This is a genomic window from Kitasatospora sp. SC0581 (assembly GCF_048159585.1).
Lineage (GTDB): Bacteria > Actinomycetota > Actinomycetes > Streptomycetales > Streptomycetaceae > Kitasatospora.
Genome location: NZ_JBLRWA010000002.1, coordinates 1 through 18284 on the forward strand (window position 1 = coordinate 1; position 18284 = coordinate 18284).

Annotated in this window: 8 protein-coding genes; 3 read left to right on the forward strand and 5 right to left on the reverse strand. The window is 73.8% G+C overall.

Going from position 1 to position 18284, the window contains the following annotated elements:
• Positions 1 to 311: 311 nt before the first annotated feature.
• From cyaB to ACLWS4_RS03150, 4 genes are all read right to left on the reverse strand, one after another.
• Positions 312 to 866, reverse strand: coding sequence for a class IV adenylate cyclase (gene cyaB, locus ACLWS4_RS03135; protein ID WP_416873305.1), 555 nt, complete (start codon positions 864 to 866; stop codon positions 312 to 314).
• Positions 863 to 1933: an aldo/keto reductase gene (locus tag ACLWS4_RS03140; protein ID WP_416873306.1), complete on the reverse strand. Its 1071-nt coding sequence runs from the start codon at positions 1931 to 1933 to the stop codon at positions 863 to 865. Before ACLWS4_RS03140 ends, cyaB begins: the two co-directional genes overlap by 4 nt.
• Before the next feature lie 10 nt (positions 1934 to 1943).
• Positions 1944 to 4106, reverse strand: a complete 2163-nt coding sequence (locus tag ACLWS4_RS03145; RefSeq protein WP_416873307.1) for a B12-binding domain-containing radical SAM protein — start codon at positions 4104 to 4106, stop codon at positions 1944 to 1946.
• 97 nt (positions 4107 to 4203) lie between these two features.
• Entirely contained in the window at positions 4204 to 4695 is a 492-nt protein-coding gene (locus ACLWS4_RS03150; RefSeq protein ID WP_380741703.1) for an ATP-binding protein, read from the reverse strand.
• 191 nt (positions 4696 to 4886) lie between these two features.
• On the opposite strand from ACLWS4_RS03150, the gene ACLWS4_RS03155 reads away from it, so the two are divergent.
• Entirely contained in the window at positions 4887 to 6212 is a 1326-nt protein-coding gene (locus ACLWS4_RS03155) for a tetratricopeptide repeat protein (protein ID WP_416873308.1), read from the forward strand.
• Positions 6213 to 6427: 215 nt separating this feature from the next.
• On the opposite strand, the gene ACLWS4_RS03160 is transcribed toward ACLWS4_RS03155, so the two are convergent.
• Complete coding sequence (locus ACLWS4_RS03160) at positions 6428 to 6997, reverse strand: helix-turn-helix domain-containing protein (RefSeq protein ID WP_416873546.1); 570 nt, start codon at positions 6995 to 6997, stop codon at positions 6428 to 6430.
• A 179-nt stretch (positions 6998 to 7176) separates the two neighbouring features.
• On the opposite strand from ACLWS4_RS03160, the gene ACLWS4_RS03165 reads away from it, so the two are divergent.
• Together ACLWS4_RS03165 and ACLWS4_RS03170 are read left to right on the forward strand one after the other, a co-directional pair.
• Complete coding sequence (locus ACLWS4_RS03165; RefSeq protein ID WP_416873309.1) at positions 7177 to 8166, forward strand: alpha/beta fold hydrolase; 990 nt, start codon at positions 7177 to 7179, stop codon at positions 8164 to 8166.
• A gap of 556 nt (positions 8167 to 8722) precedes the next feature.
• Positions 8723 to 18262: a type I polyketide synthase gene (locus ACLWS4_RS03170; RefSeq protein WP_416873310.1), complete on the forward strand. Its 9540-nt coding sequence runs from the start codon at positions 8723 to 8725 to the stop codon at positions 18260 to 18262.
• The last annotated feature ends 22 nt before the right edge of the window (positions 18263 to 18284 follow it).

Genomic DNA, 18284 nt, shown 5'->3' on the forward strand with positions numbered 1-18284 from the left:
GCCAGGTACTTTTCCGGGGGGGGGTGGGCGTCGGTCCACCCCTACCCCCCCCTAACGTGGCCGCGGCGCGCCGGGCCGGCCCGGGAGCGCGCCGGAGAAATGCCGCAAGCACGGAGGCAACGTGGCCCGAAGAGAGGTTTCGCAGGAGCGTACAAAGGCCTGGAAATGCGGTTGCGGCGTGCTCCAGGCAGGCCTGGAGCACGCCGCGAAAAAAGCCTCACCACTCGGAGGTAAAGAGCAGAAAACCGCAACATCCGCACGGCGCCAAAGGGTCCGGTGCAGGTATATCGGTACGGTCGTGCGCCCGTTCGTCAGGCCAGCCCGAGGGTGAGATGGGGGTAGCCGGCGTGGATGCGGTCGCCGAGCTTGATGTCGAGGCCGGCGATGAAGGATTCGATCTTCTCGGTGGCCTCCTCAATGGTTTCGGCCTCACCCTTGTACTCGAACTCGATGAAGTCTCCGAGGTCGCCCACACTGTCAAAGGCGACGGCGATGCTGTCGATGAACCACTCTTCGCGAGTCTTGTCGACCGTGGTGAGCTTGGTGAAGTCGAGGGAGTCCAGGATGTGCTGGACAGCGGTGGCGTCGGAGACGGTGCTCTCGAACTCGTCGCAGTGGGTCTTGATCTTCCGCTCCAGCGGGTACCACCGCTTGAAGTTCAGGGAGGAGATGCCGTCCTCGATACGGATCCGGAGCCACTCGGAGATCACGTCTCCGGAGAGGAAGTCCTTGTGGGGGGCGTTGTAGTAGTGGTCGACCTGGCGGGTCGGCCGGCCGGCTTTGCCGCCCCGGGCGGTGAGCTGGTCCTTCAGCTCCTGGGGGTCGCTGAGGAGCTTGAACTTCCGTTCGACTTCGGTGTACTTCACGGACTTTTCTCCTGAGTGTCGGTCAGCGAGGCGATGGTCTCGCGGACGGGGGCCATGACGGATTGGATCTGGTCGATCTCGGGGGCTGTGAGCGGATCGCCGACTGCGGCGACGTTGACGCTGATCTGCTGGGCGGTGCGGAAACCGACGAGCAAGGAGGCGTTTTCGGATCGCTGGAGGGCGTATTGGAGAGCCATGCGGGTCAGGTCGGCCCGGGTGTAGCCGAAGTCCGCTCCGAGTTGCCTCAGACCGTGCCGCACAGCCCCCACGGCTGCCGGGCTGAACTTCGGGTCGCCTCGGCGGTGGTCGCCCAGTGGGAAGGTGCGCGGGAGATCCGTGCGGTGGGCGCCGACCAACAGCCCCTGTCCGAGTGCCTGCTTGATGAGAACGCCGACGCCGCACTCGTTGGCGAGGTCGAAGATGTCGGCGTCCATGGGCTCGTACAGGGGACTGAGCATGTTGTAGCGGACGGTCAGCACGTCGGGCTGGACGACGGCGAACCTCAGCATGAACGCGGATGCCTCCGCACAGCGCGGGTGGCTGACGTCCTCGGCCCATGCCAGGCAGAACTCGTGCGGGGCTCGCATGCCGATGGCCTTGATCAGGCCCTGATCGCGCAGTTCCCGGAGGGTCTTGGCGGCCTCGCCGAGGTAGCGATGGTCGGGGCCGAAGTCGGAGCTGTGGAGGGAGTACAGGTCGAGGTAGTCGGTGCCGAGGTTGTCCAGGGTGGCGTCGAACTGCCGGAGGATCTGGTCTCGCTCGTACGGGTGAGCGGCATTTCCGCGGACATAGCCCACCTTGCTGGAGACGGTGAGCCGGTCGCGGTTGGCAGTAGTCAGGAGCCTGCCGACCAGGCGCTCGGACTGGCCGAGGCCATAGGCGTCGGCGGTGTCGTAGAGGGTGATGCCGAGGTCGTGGGCGCGGATGAGGGCACTGTACGCCTCGTCCTCGTCCACTCCGGTCCAGCCGACCGGGACGCCGTCGTTGGTAGCGAGGCCGCCGATGGTCCAGCATCCGGCGCCGATCGCCGAGACATGGCCGAGGCCGGGCACGTAGCGCTTCTCCATGGTCGTCTCCTCAGGTTCCGCAGGGGTCCGAGGCGTTGATGGAGCGCCACTCGGAGGTCTGCTCCCAGCGCAGGTACTCCTTGTCGAGGATGGCGGCGAAGTCCTTGGGGATGTTGCGCAGGACGTGCTCGACGCCGCCGGCCATCTTCTTCGAGAGGGCCTTGAACTCGTCTTCCAGTTCGGTGCGCACACGGGCGCCGAGGGCCGCTTCCGCACCTTTCTCGCCGGGCACCGGCGGGGTCTGCTCGATCGCGTCGATCATGCGGCCGAAGACCTGGTAGGCGGCGTACTTGAGGACGATCCGGGCGGCTCGGACGATGCTGCGGGGGTCGCCGTCGAGCATCTTCTCCAGCGACTTGAAGGTGTAGTCCAAAGCGAAGTTCCTGTCGACCCAGAGCTGGGCCCACTGGCTGGCGACGCCGATCCGCCAGTCGGCGAACCGGGAGTCGACCCGGCCCATGGACGGCCGAACCTCGCCGGTGAGCCCGGCAGCCTGGGCCCGCTTGGTGTAGGCGGCCCCGACCAGGCACTCCATGCTGACGAGCATGTAGGAGATGCCGCTGTGCAGGGGCCTGCCGGAGGATGCCCAGGCCACCCACTCCGGGTCCTGGACGCCTTCGACGATCTCCCGGATCGGAAGGTTGGGCATCGGTCGTAGGAGGAGGTCGGTCCGACCCTGGTAGGCGTAGGTGGCTTTCAGCTCCTCGAACGTCATGAGCTGGTCGAAGCTGATGTACGTGAACCTGGTGGGGACACCGAGCGCCGACAGAGTGCGGATGGCGACGGCATTCTGCTCGCCGGTGGTCTCCTTGTTGAACCGCTCCAGGATCGAGTCGACTCCGGACTCGACGCCGAACAGGCAGCGTCGAAGGCCGTGTTGCACGAGCCGGCGCCACATGTCGGCGCGCTCGCGGTGCCAGGCGGTGTCCTGGTCGAGGCGGACGACCTGGTCGACGCGGCAGCTGGTCTCCCATGTGAAGCCCGCGTCGTGGAGGGTGGAGCCCATGTTCAGGGCGCGGGGCACCGCGCCATCGTCGCGGCCGATGAACTCCTCGTCCACCAGGTAGAGCGTCCGGGAGACGTGCGGGTACCTGTCGAAGATGTGCCCCATCTCCTCGAGGAGCCACGGGAAGGCTTCCGGGTGGCTTCCGAACCAGGTCCCCTTGTGGCCGCGCGGACAGAACGAGCAGTAGTTGGTGCAGCCGCGAGAGCCCTCGGCCTGGGCAACGCCCTTGTGCTCGAAAGTGGCTGGCAGGAGGTCCAGCTCGGGGAAGATGTCGTCCTGCGAGTTGCTGACCGGTTTGGCGGTGCGGCGGCGGCTGATGATCGGAGTGCCCTCGCCGCGTGCGGCTCCGTTGTAACCGATGCCGTGGACCTTGTTCAGCGGGATGTCACCGTGCCAGTGGGCGAGGAGGTCTTTGATCGTGGGCTCGCCGGCTCCCCGGGCGACCAGGAGCTTGGGGTAGCGCTCCAGGAGGAGGGCTTCGTTGCGGGCGGTGAGGCTGCCCCCGGCGATCACCATCGGCTGGGATTCGAGGGAGTAGGCGGCGTCCAGCAGCTCGGTCATGAGGTCGTGCTGGCCGAAGGTCGCGCTGATCCCCAGGATGTCCGGCCGGTTCTCGGCCACCGCCATGATGAGGCCGCTCAGCGTGGTGCCGAGCTGCATGTCGAGGAGGGAGACCTCCCCGGTGAGCGTGGACCGGGCGGCCCTGGCCACGTCGCTGACACCGAGAGGGAAGCGGGGCAGCGGGAAGTGCTCGGGGTGGTAGAGCGCGGCGAGCAGGACGGTCGGCTTGGTGAAGCGATGGACCGCGGCGTCGTCGAGGTTGGCCAGGGACAGCCAGGAGTCCGGCGTGTCCATCTCGCCGTGCCCGGTGATCCAGGTCGGCCAGTAGCGGGTGTCGTGGTTATGGCCCGAGAGGTCGGCGACGACCCAGCGGGCGTCCGGCTGTTCGATCAGCACGAGCCGCCTGTCGAGAGTCCCGGCCACGAGGACCCGGCTGGCGTGGTCGCCGAGGTGTTGGGTGAGGTGGTCGCGGAGCTCGACGGGGTTCACGAGAAGCCGGTCGGTCTCGGTCGCCGAGACAGTCGGGGCCTCGGGCGCGGCGAGCTGCAGGGCTTCGCGCAGGCGATCGATCTGAGGGCGTGTCGTGCGTTCGACGCGGGTGGTCACTGGTGTCTCTCTCCGGAGTCGGCGGGATGAGGGTCACGGAGGCGTGACGGATCGGCCCGGCACGGGGATGTTCCGTGCGGGTTGAGAAGGAGGGGGGTTAGGCGGCCGAGAGGATCCGCGCCCGGATGAGCGGGCGGACCTTGTTGACCGAGATGATCTGCCGCAGCACGTTGCGGCGGGTCTGTTCGCGGGCCAGGGGCTGGAGGGCGACCTCGGCCCAGACCCACTTGCCGGTTGAGGTGAGCTGGGCTCCGTGCCGGTTCGCCAGTGCGGCGATGAGCCACAGGCCGCGTCCGGACTGGTCGTCGGGCGCCGCGTGACGGCCGGACGGCAGGGCCGCACTGCTGTCCTGGACCCCGACGGTCACCATCCGGGTCCGGGTGTTCAGCTGGAGGGTGAGCACGATGGTGTCCGCGGTGGTGTGCTCGACGGCGTTCGTAACCAACTCGGAGGTGATCAGGTTCAAGTTGTCGTGCGCCTCTTCGCTCATGGAGATCCAGGCCCGGATCGTGTGGCCGACCAGGTCCCTGCTCTTGGGAACCGACTCGTTGACACGGGGCAGGGCGAATCGGCGGAAACGCACGCTCATGACGCAACACCTCGGGCGGGGATCGATGGCATGGCCGTGTTTGAACCTGGGAAGAGCCACCCAGCCAGGGCTTTCGGCCCTGGACGGCTGACGTACAGTCAATGCCGCGTCACCGTCCGCGAATAGGTGCCAGCCTGTATGCCGCTTGTGAGCCAGTTGTAGGCCGACTTGTAGTCCAGGAAAGGGGCGCCGTGTCGGAAGATGTCTCCACTGGCGAGATGATCAAAAGGGCACGTAGCGCAAGGGGCTGGTCGCAGGAGCGTCTCGCCATCGAACTGGGAAAGGTCGAGGGCAGAGGAGGGAAGGGGCCGGGACGCGGACAGGTTTACCGATGGGAGAAGCAGGGGCGGGCACCGAAGTACTGGTGGCCGTTTCTCTGTGAGGTGCTTGGGTTCGGCTCATCTGATGATGCGCCTGCGGCACAGGTTGACGTGCCCGAGGGTGGTGTGGGCGATACCGTGAGCTCAGTCCTCGCGCTGGGAAGGAGCGAAGTGCTTCGCCGGGAATTCATGGCCTCCTCCAGCGGCTATGCGCTCGCGGCCCTTGGCCTGCCCGATCTGGACAGCATCACCCGCAGGGTGACGGCCAACTCCGGTGCGACGGTCCGGGTCGGCCAGGGTGAAGTCCTTGCTGTCCGGCAGATGGTCAAGTCGCTCGGTGACGCGGCGGCGGAACTCGGCGGCGGTCATGCGCGGCACCTTGCCGTCCAGTACCTCGTGGAGAACGTCAGTCCATGGCTGGACGGCGCCTGGTCCGAGTCCGTCGGGCGCGGACTCTTCGCCGGGGCCGCCCAGTTGACCCACCTCATCGGATGGATGGCTCAGGACGAGGGCAACCATGGCGTCGCCCAGAAGTACTACGCGCATTCGTACCGGCTGGCCGCCGAGGCCGGCGACGCGGAACTCGCGGCCACCGCGCTCCGCGGCCTCGCCGTGCAGGCCATCGATCTCGGCTACCGGGCCGCCGCTGTGCGGATCGCGGAGGAGTGCGTCGACCAGGCGAAACGCCTGGACGACCCGAAAGCCCTCGCCTACTACGAGACCACCCTCGCCGACGCCGCGGCCCAGGACGGTGATCGGACCACGGCCACCCGCTTCCTCGGCACGTCCCAGCGGCACATCGAGCGATCCTCGCCGACGCCCGGCGACTCCTGGGCGAGCCACTTCAGCATCGGTCGCTGGGCTCACCATTCGGGGATGATCCTCGCCCAACTCGGCGACTACGAAACGGCCCAGGAGCATCTCCAAGTCGCCCTGGACGTTCACGGTCTCGACCGGCGCCGTAGCCATGCGATCGTTCTGGCCGACCTGGGGGCGGTGCAGGTCCGCCAGGAGAACTACGGAGCCGCCCTGTCGACGTGGTGTGAGTTCCTCGTGCTGGCCGAAGGCCTCCGATCGGTGAAGGTGGACGACGCCGTGACGGACATGCGCGCCCGCCTTGCGCGCATTCGGACCGTCCACGGCGCTACGGAACTGGACGAGCGGGCCGCCTTGTTCCTCGCAGGGCGTTCGGTCTGAAGGCCTGCGGTCAACAGGGTCGCCGCAAGGACTCCGTTGCCGGCCGGATCGACCTGGGCCGGGTCGGGCGGCCCTGGGAGGGCGTGCTTTCGACGTCCGTGACGAGGGCGTGGTTCGGCTCTCACCGTTCGTGCGGAGCCACATCAAGCTGCTCGGCCGGTGCTCCTTTCAGCTCCCTGTGTGACTACTGCGGGGCCCGGATGCTGTGCTCCGGATTACCGGGCGCCGCGGTCGGGGGTTGGGGTGCGCGGTCGTAGGCGCTCTCCCTGCGGTCCGAACATGATCAGGTATTCGACCGGTCCGCCGGGGCCGGCGTTCGCGACTCCGTGGGCGGTGCGGGTGTCGAACTCGGCTACGTCCCCGGCGCTCAGGACGAGGTCCTGCTCGCCGAGTGCCAGCCAAAGCCGTCCGTACAGGACGCACAGCCATTCGTATCCGTCGTGGGAGACCTGCCGCGGCCGCGCCGGGGGTGCGTCGACGGCGGGGAGGACGTGCTTGTGGGCGTGCAGGCCCCCGACGTAGCGGGTCAGCGGTAGCACCGCCTTGTCGCCGCCGGAGCGAGGCGGCACCGGGGCGCGCGGTCCGGTCGCGGCGGGTGCGGTGCCGGCCAGCTCGTCCAGGGAGACGCCGTACGCCTTCGCGAGTTGCAGCAGCACTTCCAGGGTCGGCTTGCGCCGGCCGGTCTCGATCCGCGACAGCGTGCTCAGCGAGATGCCGGTCGCGCGGCTGACGCCGGTGAGTGTGGCGCCGTGCCGCTCGCGCGCGGTCCGCAGCCGGGGGCCCATGGCCGCCAGCGTGTCGGCTGTGCCGTCGTCCGTCACCGTCGCCCCGCTCCCTGCGGCCGTGCCGCCTTCACCGCCCTGTCCTGCCAGTTTGCCACGATGGCAAGGGTTTTCGCGTCGCGCTGCCGCCGCGCCGCATGATCGGCGGGTACCCGCGGCCGCCCGCGAACCGAGGAGAAGCGATGCACCAGCCCGCGCCGTCCACCGACCTGCGCCACCGCACCATCGAGGCACCCGCCGGGCGCCTGCACCTGGTCGAGCAGGGCACCGGACCACTGGTCCTGCTCGTCCACGGCTTCCCCGAGTCCTGGTACTCCTGGCGCCGCCAACTCCCGGCCCTCGCGGCGGCGGGGTACCGGGCCGTGGCGCTCGACGTGCGCGGCTACGGCCGCTCCTCCAAGCCGGCCGCGACGGACGCCTACCGGATGCTCGACCTGGTGGAGGACAACGTCGCCCTGGTGCGGGCCCTGGGCGAGGAGAGGGCGGTGGTCGTCGGGCACGACTGGGGCTCCAACATCGCGGCGGCCTCCGCCCTGCTCCACCCCGAGGTCTTCCGCGCCGTCGGACTGCTGAGCGTCCCCTACGCGCCGCCCGGCGGCCCCCGCCCCACCGACGTCTTCGCGCGGATGGGCGGCGACCAGGAGTTCTACGTCTCGTACTTCCAGGAGCCCGGCCGGGCCGAGGCGGAGATGGAGCCCGACCTCCGGGGCTGGCTCGCGGGCTTCTACGCGGCCATGTCCGCCGACACCATGCCCGCCTGGGGCGAGCCCGACCCGCACTTCGTGGCCCGCGCCGGCGGCCGGCTGCGCGACCGCTTCCCCGGCGGCAGGCTGCCCGCCTGGCTGACCGAGGGCGATCTCGACGTGTACGCCGGGGAGTTCGAGCGCACCGGCATGACCGGGGCCCTCAACCGCTACCGCGCCATGGACCGCGACTGGGAGGACCTCGCCCAGTACGCCGGAGCCCCGATCAGGCAGCCGTCCCTGTTCATCGGCGGCGCCCTGGACGCTTCCACGACCTGGATGGCCGACGCGATCGAGGCCTACCCGACCACCCTCCCCGGCCTGGCCTCCGCCCACATCCTGGAGGGCTGCGGGCACTGGATCCAGCAGGAGCGCCCCGCGGAGGTCAACCGTCTGCTGACCGCCTGGCTCGCCTCCCTCCAGGACTGAACCGCCGGGTGTGCCGGCCGGCCCCCCGGCGCGAGCGGGCCGGTCACCTCGGCGACGGCCTGTCAGCCGCGCACCAGTCGCGATCCGGCCTGGATGTTCCTCAACCCCTGTGCAGTACTTGGCCGTTGTGGCCTCTTCCGAGGCCGTGACCCGGTCCTGCGCGGTCGTCGGGCCGCCGCCCCCGGCGCTGTTGCGGCACGCTCCGGACCCGACCCGGAGCGTGCCGGAGTGGTGGTCCGCGGGTGTCCGCCCGTGGATGGTCGCGGCCCGGAGGCTTCGGGCGGCCCTCCGGGCGGCTCGCCGCAAGGTGCCCGGTATGTCGGGTATGTGCGGGCCCCTTCGGGGTTCAGCAACGCACGATCATGAACCCCCGGGACGGGTTCCGGTGGTGTGCGGGCGGGCGCATCCTCGTGGGGCGGGCATCGGCGTCGAGGTGGCGGCCGGGATCTCCCGCGACCGAACTCGCCGGTTCAAGGGCGGACCCGGGGCGACGACCCGGTGGTCCGTCGGGGCCTTCCGGTGGTCGGCCGTCTGATTCTCACTGCGGGGGGCATCGATGATGGACAGTGCTGGTTGTCGTGGCGGGCGTGAGCTCCCGGCGCGCGCGGTCGCGGTGGTCGGGGTCGGCTGCCGCTTTCCGCAGGCGGACGGGCCGGAGGCGTTCTGGCGGCTGCTGCGCGGCGGTGGTGACGCGGTGGTCGGGCGGCGGGGCGGCCGGGGCCCGGCGCGCGGGGGGTTCCTGGACGGGGTGGACGGGTTCGACCCCGAGTTCTTCGGCATCTCACGGCGTGAGGCCGTGGCGATGGACCCGCAGCAGCGGCTGGCCCTCGAACTGGCGTGGGAGGCGCTGGAGGACGCCAGGACCCTGCCGGGCGCCCTGGAGGGCAGCCGGACGGGCGTGTTCCTGGGGGTGATCGCGGACGACTACGCGACGCTGCTGCACGGGCTGGGCCCCGACGCGGTGACCGGGCACACCCTGACCGGGCTGCAGCGCGGGGTGACCGCCAACCGGATCTCGTACACGCTGGGCCTGCACGGTCCGAGCCTGGTGGTGGACACCGGCCAGTCGTCCTCGCTGGCCGCCGTGCACCTGGCGTGCGCGAGCCTGCGCAGCGGCGAGTCCGAGCTGGCGCTGGCCGGCGGGGTGAGCCTGGTCCTCGCGCCGGAGAGCACCCGGGCGCTGGAGCGGGCCGGAACGCTGTCGCCGGACGGGCGCTGCTTCACCTTCGACGCCCGCGCCAACGGCTACGTCCGGGGCGAGGGCGGCGGGGTGGTGGTGCTCAAGCTGCTGGAGGCCGCCGTCCGGGACGGCGACCGCATCCACGCCGTCATCCGCGGCAGCGCCCTGAACAACGACGGCGCGACGCAGACGCTGCCGACCCCGGGCCGGGCGTCGCAGGAGCGGGTGCTCCTGGAGGCCTGCGTCGACGCGGGCGTCGAGCCGGGCGAGGTCCAGTACGTCGAGCTGCACGGTTCGGGGACGCGGGCCGGCGACCCGGTCGAGGCCGCGGCGCTCGGTGCGGCGCTGGGCTCGGTGCGCGGCGAGGGCGATCCGCTGCTGGTCGGGTCGGTGAAGACGAACATCGGCCATCTGGAGGGCGCGGCGGGGATCGCCGGGTTCATCAAGACCGTCCTGTGCCTCGCCGAGCGCGAGCTCGTGCCCAGCCTGAACCACGTCGGGCCCGGCGAGCGGGTCCCGCTCGACGAGCTGCGGCTGCGGGTGAACACCGAGACCGGGGCCTGGCCCTCGCCGCACGGTCAACTGGTCGCCGGAGTCAGCTCGTTCGGGATCGGCGGCACCAACTGCCATGTGATCCTGTCGGATTGGCCGGGCGTGGAAGCAGTATCCGAGGAGAAGGAGGAGGCCGGGGCGCTGCCCTGGGTCCTGTCCGGGCGGGACGAGCCCGCGCTGCGCGACCAGGCCGAACGGCTGCGCGCCCATGTGGCGGCGCGTCCGGCGCTCGGGGCGGCCTCGGTGGGCCGGTCGCTGGCCGTCACCCGCACCGCGTTCGAGCACCGCTGCGTGGTCGTCGCGGACGGCCGGGACGGCTTCCTCGCCGAACTCGCGGACCGGGCGGCCGGGCGGCCGTCGGCGGCCGTGGTGGAGGGCCGGCACGAGGGGCCGCCGGTGCGGCCGGTCTTCGTCTTCCCCGGCCAGGGCTCGCAGTGGACGGGCATGGCGGCGGAGCTGATCGAGACCTCCCCGTTCTTCGCCGAGCGGATCGACGAGTGCGCCGAGGCCCTCCGCCCGTACGTGGACTGGTCGTTGGCCGATGTCCTGCGCGGGGTCCCCGGCGCGCCGCCGCTGGAGGGCGACGAGGCGGTCCAGCCCGCGCTGTGGGCGGTGATGGTGTCGCTGGCCGCGCTGTGGCGCTCGGCCGGGGTGGAGCCGGCCGCCGTGGTGGGGCACTCGCAGGGCGAGATCGCCGCCGCCACCGCCGTGGGCGCCCTGTCGCTCCGGGACGGTGCGCGGATCGTGGCCCTGCGCAGCCGGGTGCTGAACCGGATCGCGGGCGGTGGCGGCCTGTTGTCGGTGGACCTCCCGGCCGAGCGGGTGGAGCGGGACCTCGTGGCGCTCGAGCTCGCGGGAGTCGACCGCGCGGCGGCCGGCGGCCCCGGGCTGTCGGTCGCGGCGGTCAACGGCCCGGCGCACACGGTGGTGGCGGGGCCGGCGGCCGCGCTCGACGCGCTGGCCGCCCACTACGGGCAGCGGGTGCGCACCCGGCGGATCCCGATCGACTACGCCTCGCACAGCGCGGCCGTCGAGGAGCTTCGGGACGGCCTGCTCGCCGCGTTCGCCGGGATCGCCCCGCGCTCCACCGACGTGCCGTTCCACTCGACCGTCACCGCCGGACCGATCGACACCGCCGAGCTGGGCCCCGGGTACTGGTTCCGCAACCTGCGCGAGCCGGTCCGGTTCGGGCCGGTCGTCGAACACCTGCTGGACGCGGGCCACTCGACCTTCCTGGAGATCAGCCCTCACCCGGTGCTGGCGATGGGCGTCCGGCAGGCGATCGACCTGCACGGCGGGGACGGCGCCGCGCTGAGCACGCTCCGGCGCGGCCACGGCGGCCGCCGGCGGTTCCTCACGGCGGCGGCCGAGGCCTTCGTCCGGGGCGTCCCGGTCGACTGGTCCGCGCTGCTGCCCGCCTCGGCGCCGCTCGCCGACCTGCCGACCTACCCGTTCCAGCGCCGCTCCTACTGGCCGTCCGGGATGCCGGGGGCCGCCGGGAGCGAGCGGGCGGACGAGGGGACGCAGACGCCGGCGTCGACCCCGGCGCCGGTTCCGGCCCTGGACGGGCGGTCGGTCCTGGAGCTGGTCCGGAGCCTGACCGCCGTCGTGCTGGGCACGGGCTCGGCCGCCGACGTCCGGCCCGGGCGGACGTTCCGCGAGATGGGCCTGGACTCGGCCATGACGCTCGAACTGCGCGACCGGCTGGCGGCCGCGACGGGGCTGAACCTGGAGAGCACCGTCCTGTACGACCACCCGAGCCCGGCCGCCCTCGCCGCCGTGATCGGCGCGCTGACGGCGAACGACGAGGCCGACAAGGACAACGAGGCCGAGCCGGAGGCCGACAACGACGGCAACGACGGCAAGGCCGGAAACGACGACGAGGCCGACGACCCCGTGGTCATCGTCGGCATGGCCTGCCGCTTCCCCGGCGGGGTGCGCTCGCCCGAGGACCTGTGGGACCTGGTCGACGCCGGCACCGACGCCATCGGCGACTTCCCCGACGACCGGGGCTGGGACCTGGCGGCGCTCCACCACCCGGACCCGGACCGGGCCGGCACCTCCTACGTCCGCCGGGGCGGCTTCGTCCGGGACGTCCCGGACTTCGACGCGGAGTTCTTCGGGATCAGCCCGCGCGAGGCCCTCGCCATGGACCCGCAGCAGCGGCTCCTGCTGGAGGTCGCCTGGGAGGCGCTGGAGCGGGCCGGGATCGACCCCACCGCGCTGAAGGGCAGCCGGACCGGCGTGTTCGCCGGGGCGATGCACTCCGGCTACGGGCCGAGCATGGAGGCGGCCGGGCCCGGCGTCGCGGGGCACCTGCTGACGGGCACCAGCGTGAGCGTGGTCTCCGGGCGGATCGCGTACGTCCTCGGGCTGAACGGGCCCGCGCTGACGGTGGACACCGCGTGCTCGGCGTCGCTGGTCGCGCTGCACCAGGCGGTGCGGTCGGTCCGGGCCGGGGAGTGCTCGCTCGCCCTGGCCGGCGGGGTCACCGTCATGGCGACGCCCGGCATGTTCGTGGAGCTGTCCCGCCAGCGGGTGCTGGCCGCCGACGGCCGCTGCAAGGCGTTCTCCGCCGGGGCGGACGGCACCGGCTGGGGCGAGGGCGCGGGCATGGTCGTGGTGGAGCGGCTCTCGGACGCCCGCCGCCACGGCCACCCGGTGCTGGCGGTCGTGGCCGGCAGCGCCGTCAACTCCGACGGCGCCTCCAACGGGCTGTCCGCGCCCAGCGGCGTCGCCCAGCAGCGCGTGATCGAGGACGCGCTCGCCGACGCCGGGCTCGCGCCGCGGCAGGTCGACGCCGTGGAGGCGCACGGGACCGGCACCGCCCTGGGCGACCCGATCGAGGCCAACGCCCTGCTGGCCGCGTACGGGCAGGGCCGGGAGCGGCCGCTGTGGCTCGGGTCCCTCAAGTCCAACATCGGGCACGCCCAGGCCGCGGCGGGCGTCGGCGGCGTGATCAAGATGGTCCAGGCGCTCCGGCGGGGCGCGCTGCCCGCCACGCTGCACGCCGACGAGCCGTCCCCGCACGTCGACTGGACGGCCGGCTCGGTGGCCCTGCTCGACCGGGCCCGGCCCTGGCCGGAGACCGGGGAGCCCCGGCGCGGCGGCGTCTCCTCGTTCGGGATCAGCGGCACCAACGCGCACGTGATCCTGACCGAGCCGCCGGCCGGGCAGCAGCCCGGGCAGCCGACCGGGCCCGGGGCGGCGGGAGGACCGGCGGCACCGCCCGTGGTGCCGGTCGTGCTGGCGGCCCGCACCCCGGAGGCGCTGCGGGAGCGGGCCCGCGGGCTGGCCGACGGGCCGCTCGACCCGGTCGCCGCCGCGCCGGCCCTGACCGCCCGGACCTCCTGGGACGAGCGTGCCGTGGTGGTCGCCGCCGACCGGCCGGAGGCCGAGCGGGCGCTGGCGGCGCTGGCCCGCGCCGAGGAGGCTCCCGGCCTGGTCACCGGCCGGGCCGGCGAGCCCGGCCGGACCGTCCTGGTCTTCCCCGGCCAGGGCGGCCAGTGGCGCGGGATGGCGGCGCGACTCGCCGCCGAGAGCCCGGTGTTCGCGGCCCGCCTGGCCGAGTGCGAGCGGGCGCTCGCGCCGTACGTCGACTGGTCGTTGGCCGACGTCCTGGCCGATGGCCGGGCCGAAACCCGGACGGACGCCCCGGCCGAGGCCCGGACGGACGCCGCGTCCGAGGCCCGGACGGACGCCGCGTCCGACTCCCGGACCGGCGCGCCGACCGGCGCGTCCCCGCTCGACCGGATCGACGTCGTGCAGCCCGCGCTGTGGGCGGTGATGGTGTCGCTGGCCGAGCTGTGGCGGGAGGCCGGGGTCGTCCCGGACGCCGTGGTCGGCCACTCCCAGGGCGAGCTCGCCGCCGCCGTGGTGGCCGGGGCGCTCTCCCTGGAGGACGGCGCCCGCGCCATCGCGCTGCGCAGCCGCCTGGCCGTCGACCTGATGGGCCGGGGGGCGATGGCCGTCGTCCCGCTGCCCGCCGCGCGGGTGCGGGAGCGCCTCGGCGCGCTGAGCATCGCCGCGGTCAACGGACCGGCCGTCACCGCCGTGGCCGGCGCCCCGGACGCGATCGCCGCCCTGGTCGACGGGTACCGGGCCGAGGGCGTCAACGCCCGGGTGATCCCGGCGGCCTTCGCCTCGCACTGCCCGGCAGTCGAACCGATCCGGGCGGAGCTCCTGGCCGGGCTGGCGCCGCTGACGCCGCGCGGCGGCGGGATCGCGCTGATGTCCTCGGTCACCGCCGACTGGCAGGACGGCGCCGGGCTGGACGCGGCCTACTGGTACCGGAACCTGCGGCACACCGTGCGCTTCCAGGAGGCCGTCGAGGCGCTCGTCGCCTCCGGCCACACCACCTTCGTCGAGGTCGGCCCGCACCCGGTGCTGGGCGGCAGCATCGGCCAGATCCTGGAGGAGGCCGGTGTCGACGGGATCGTCACCGGCTCGCTGCGCCGCGACGACGGCGGCCTGCGCCGCTTCCTCACCTCCGCCGCCGAGGCCCACGTCCGCGGTCTGCCCGTCGCCTGGGAGCGCCTCACCGGTGCGGCGGCCGGCCACGTCGACCTGCCCACCTACCCCTTCCAGGGCCGCCGCTACTGGCTCACCGGAGCGGCCGGGCCGACCGGCACGGCCGACCTCGGCCAGGCACCGGCCGAGCACCCCCTGCTCGGCGCGGCCGTCGAACTCGGCGACGGCGAGACGGTGTTCACCGGACGGCTGTCGGCCCGCAGCCACCCCTGGCTGGCCGACCACGTCCTCGCCGGGACGGTCGTCGTGCCGGGCACCGCGTTCCTGGAGCTGGCCCTGCACGCGGGAGCGAAGGCCGGGACGGCGCGGATCGAGGAACTGACCGTCGCCACCCCGATGGAGCTGCCCGCGGACGGCGCCGTCGACCTGCGCGTACGGGTGTCCGGCGCGGACGGCGACGGGCTGCGGACCTGCCGGATCTCGGGCCGGGCGACGGGCGGCGGCGAGTGGATCGAGCACGCCACCGGCACCCTGAGCGCCGACCACATCCCTGCCCAGGCCCCGGCCCCGCTCCGGAACCGGGCCGCCACCGATTGGCCGCCGACCGGCGCGACGCCGGTGCCGTCGACCCGGATGTACGAGGACCTCGCCCTGCGCGGCCACCAGCCCGGGCCGGCCTTCCAGGGCCTGCGGGCCGCCTGGCGGGGCGCCGACGGCGGGCAGTACGCCGAGGCCGTCCTGCCCGAGCCGGCGGAGGCCGACGCCGGGTCCTACCGGCTGCACCCCGCCCTGCTCGACGCCTCCCTGCACGGTCTGATCGCCGCCGCCCCGGGCCACGAGGGGCGGCCCGTACAGCCGGTGCGCTGGCGCGGAGTGTCCCTGACGGCCGCTCCGGCCGGCGGCCGGACGTTCCTGCGGGTGCTGGCCGGGCCCGCCTCGGACGGCGGCCTCCCGCTGGCCCTGCTCGACGCCTCGGGGGAGCCGGTGGGGCTGGTCGAGGCGGTGGAGCTGCGCCCGGTCGCGGCGGGATACCCCGCCGACCCGGCCGCCGCCGCGCGCGACTCGCTGTTCGCCCTCGGCTGGGAACCGCTGCGGGAGTCGGTGCCGGAGCCGGTGTCGTTGCCGGCCGGCCCGTTGCCGGTCGTCCCGTGGGACGGCCTCGACCCGGACGCACTGCTCGCGGCGGCCGACCCGGACACGCCCACCGTGGTGGACTGCCCGACCGGAGCGCACGGACCGCACGGATCGTACGGACAGCAGGACGCCACCGACCCGGCGACGGCGGCCAGGACCGCCGTCCACCGCACCCGGGACCTGCTCGCCCGGTGGCTCGCCGAGGACCGGCTCGCCGGGTCCCGTCTGGTGCTGGTCACCCGGGGCGCGGTCGCCGTGCGGCCCGGCGAGACCGTCCGGGACCTCGCCCAGGCGGCGGTCTGGGGCCTGGTGCGCACCGCCCAGGTCGAGCACCCGGGCCGGTTCACCCTGGTCGACCTGGCCCCCGGCACCACCGCGACCGAAGGCACTCCCGAGGTCCCGGCCGCCGTACTGACCCCGGAGGAGAACCAGCTGGCCGTCCGCGACGGCGCCGTCCTGGTGCCCCGGCTGGTGTCCGCCGTGGGCGATCCCGCGCTGCGGCCCCCCGAGGACGCGGCGGCCTGGCACCTGGACATCCCCGAGCGCGGCACCCTCACCGGCCTGGAGCTGCGCCCCTGCCCCGAGGCCGCCGCCGAGCCCGGCCCCGGCCGGGTCCGGGTCGCGGTCCGCGCCGCCGGGCTGAACTTCCACGACGTCCTGGGCGCGCTCGACATGCACCCCGGCGATCCGGGCCCGCTCGGCCTGGAGGGCGCGGGCGTGGTCACCGCGACCGGCCCCGGGGTCACCGGCCTGGCCGTCGGCGACCGGGTGACGGGCCTGTTCCCGGCGGCGTTCGGCACGGTGGCCCAGGCCGACCAGCGCACCCTGGTCAGGATCCCGGACGACTGGTCCTTCACCCGGGCCGCCGCCGTGCCGGTCGCCCACCTGACCGCCCTGCACGCCCTGGTCGAACTGGGCGGCGTGGGCGCGGGGGACCGGGTGCTGGTCCACGCCGGGGCGGGCGGCGTCGGTCTGGCCGCCGTCCAGCTGGCCCGGCACCTGGGCGCGGAGGTCTTCGCGACCGCGAGCCCCGCCAAGTGGCCCGCGCTGCGCGCCCTCGGCCTCGACGACGACCACCTCGCCTCCTCCCGCGAGCCCGGCTTCGGCGCCCGCTTCGGTGCCGGCCCGAGTGCCGGCCCGGGTGCGGGCCCCGACGCGGGCGACCGGCGGATGGCGCTCGTCCTGAACTCGCTGACCGGCGAGCTCGTCGACGAGTCGCTGCGGCTGCTGCGTCCCGGCGGGCTCCTGGTCGAGCTCGGCCGGACCGAACAGCGCGACCCCGCCGAGGTGGCCGCCGCGCACCCCGGCGTGCGCTACCGGGCGTTCAACCTGCTCCAGCTGCCGCCCGAGCACCTCGCCCGCCTGCTGGAGCGGACGGTCGAGCTGTTCGCCCGGGGCGCGTTCGGCTGGCCCGCCGTCACCGACCTGGACGTCCGGCGGGCGCCCGAGGCCTTCGGGCTGCTGCGCCAGGGCACCCACGTCGGCAAGGTCGTGCTCACCGTCCCGCCGGTCCTCGACCCGGACGGAACCGTCCTGATCACCGGCGGGACGGGCGCCATCGGCCGGGCCGTGGCGCGGCACCTGGTCACCGGGCACGGCGCCCGGCGGCTGCTGCTGGCCGGCCGCCGGGGAGGCGATGCGCCGGGAGCCGCCGAGCTGGCGGCCGAACTGACCGCGCTCGGCGCCGAGGTGGCGTTCGCGGCCGTGGACGTCGCCGACCGGGCCGCCGTCGCCGCGATGATCGCGGCGGTCCCCGCCCGGCACCCGCTGACCGCCGTGATCCACGCCGCCGGCGTGGTGGACGACGCGCCCGTCGCCTCGCTCACCCCCGCGCGGATCGACCGGGTGATGCGGGTCAAGGCCGACGGCGCCTGGCACCTGCACGAGCTGACCGCCGGTCACCCGCTCACCGCCTTCGTCCTGGTCTCCTCGGTGATGGGGACGCTCGGCGGCGCCGGCCAGGGCGGCTACACCGCCGCCAACGCCTTCCTCGACGGGCTCGCCCGGCACCGCCGCGCCCAGGGCCTGCCCGCCCTCGCGCTGGCCTGGGGCCTGTGGGGCGACCCGGACGGCATGCTGGGCGCCCTCGGCGACGCCGACCGCGCCCGCTTCGCCCGGGCCGGGCTGGTGGAGATCGACCCCGGGCACGGCCTGGCCCTGCTGGACGCGGCGCTGCCGTCACCGCACGCCGTCCTGGTGCCCGCCCGACTCGACCGCGAGGTCCTGCGCGACCTCGGACCGGACCTCCCGCCGGTGCTGCGCGAGGTCGTGGCGGCCGCCGGAGCGGGGTGGGGCGGGAACGGCCCGACGCCACGGCGGCACCGCCCGCTGCGCGAGGAGCTGGGTGGCCTGACCGCCGGTGAACGCGCCGACGTCCTGGCCGACCTGGTCCGGACCCACATGGCCGCCGTCCTGGGCTCCCGGCCCGAGGCGATCCCGGACGACCGGCCGTTCGGCGAGCTCGGCTTCGACTCGCTCACCTCGGTCGAGTTCCGCAACCGCCTCGGCACGGCGACGGGGCTCAAGCTCCCGCTCACCCTGCTGTTCGAGGCGCCGACGCTGCCCGAGCTGGTCGCCGTCCTGGACGCCGGGCTCGCCCCGCCCGTCCACGAGACCGGGCCGGCTGAGGGAACCGGGCCCGAGCCGGCCGCCGGGGAGTGCGACCAGGACGCGACGGCCCTCGACGAGGACGTGGCGGCCCTCGTCGAGGCCGCGACCGCCGAGGAGCTCCTCGACTTCATCGACCGCGAGCTCATCTGACCCCGGTCCGCCGCCCCACCCC

Bases quoted from the DNA above. Each gene is read 5' to 3' on its own strand.
- ACLWS4_RS03150 (WP_380741703.1), bottom strand. From the start codon at position 4,695: ATGAGCGTGCGTTTCCGCCGATTCGCCCTGCCCCGTGTCAACGAGTCG.
- ACLWS4_RS03165 (WP_416873309.1), top strand. From the start codon at position 7,177: ATGCACCAGCCCGCGCCGTCCACCGACCTGCGCCACCGCACCATCGAG.
- ACLWS4_RS03160 (WP_416873546.1), bottom strand. From the start codon at position 6,997: ATGGGCCCCCGGCTGCGGACCGCGCGCGAGCGGCACGGCGCCACACTC.
- ACLWS4_RS03140 (WP_416873306.1), bottom strand. From the start codon at position 1,933: ATGGAGAAGCGCTACGTGCCCGGCCTCGGCCATGTCTCGGCGATCGGC.
- ACLWS4_RS03170 (WP_416873310.1), top strand. From the start codon at position 8,723: ATGATGGACAGTGCTGGTTGTCGTGGCGGGCGTGAGCTCCCGGCGCGC.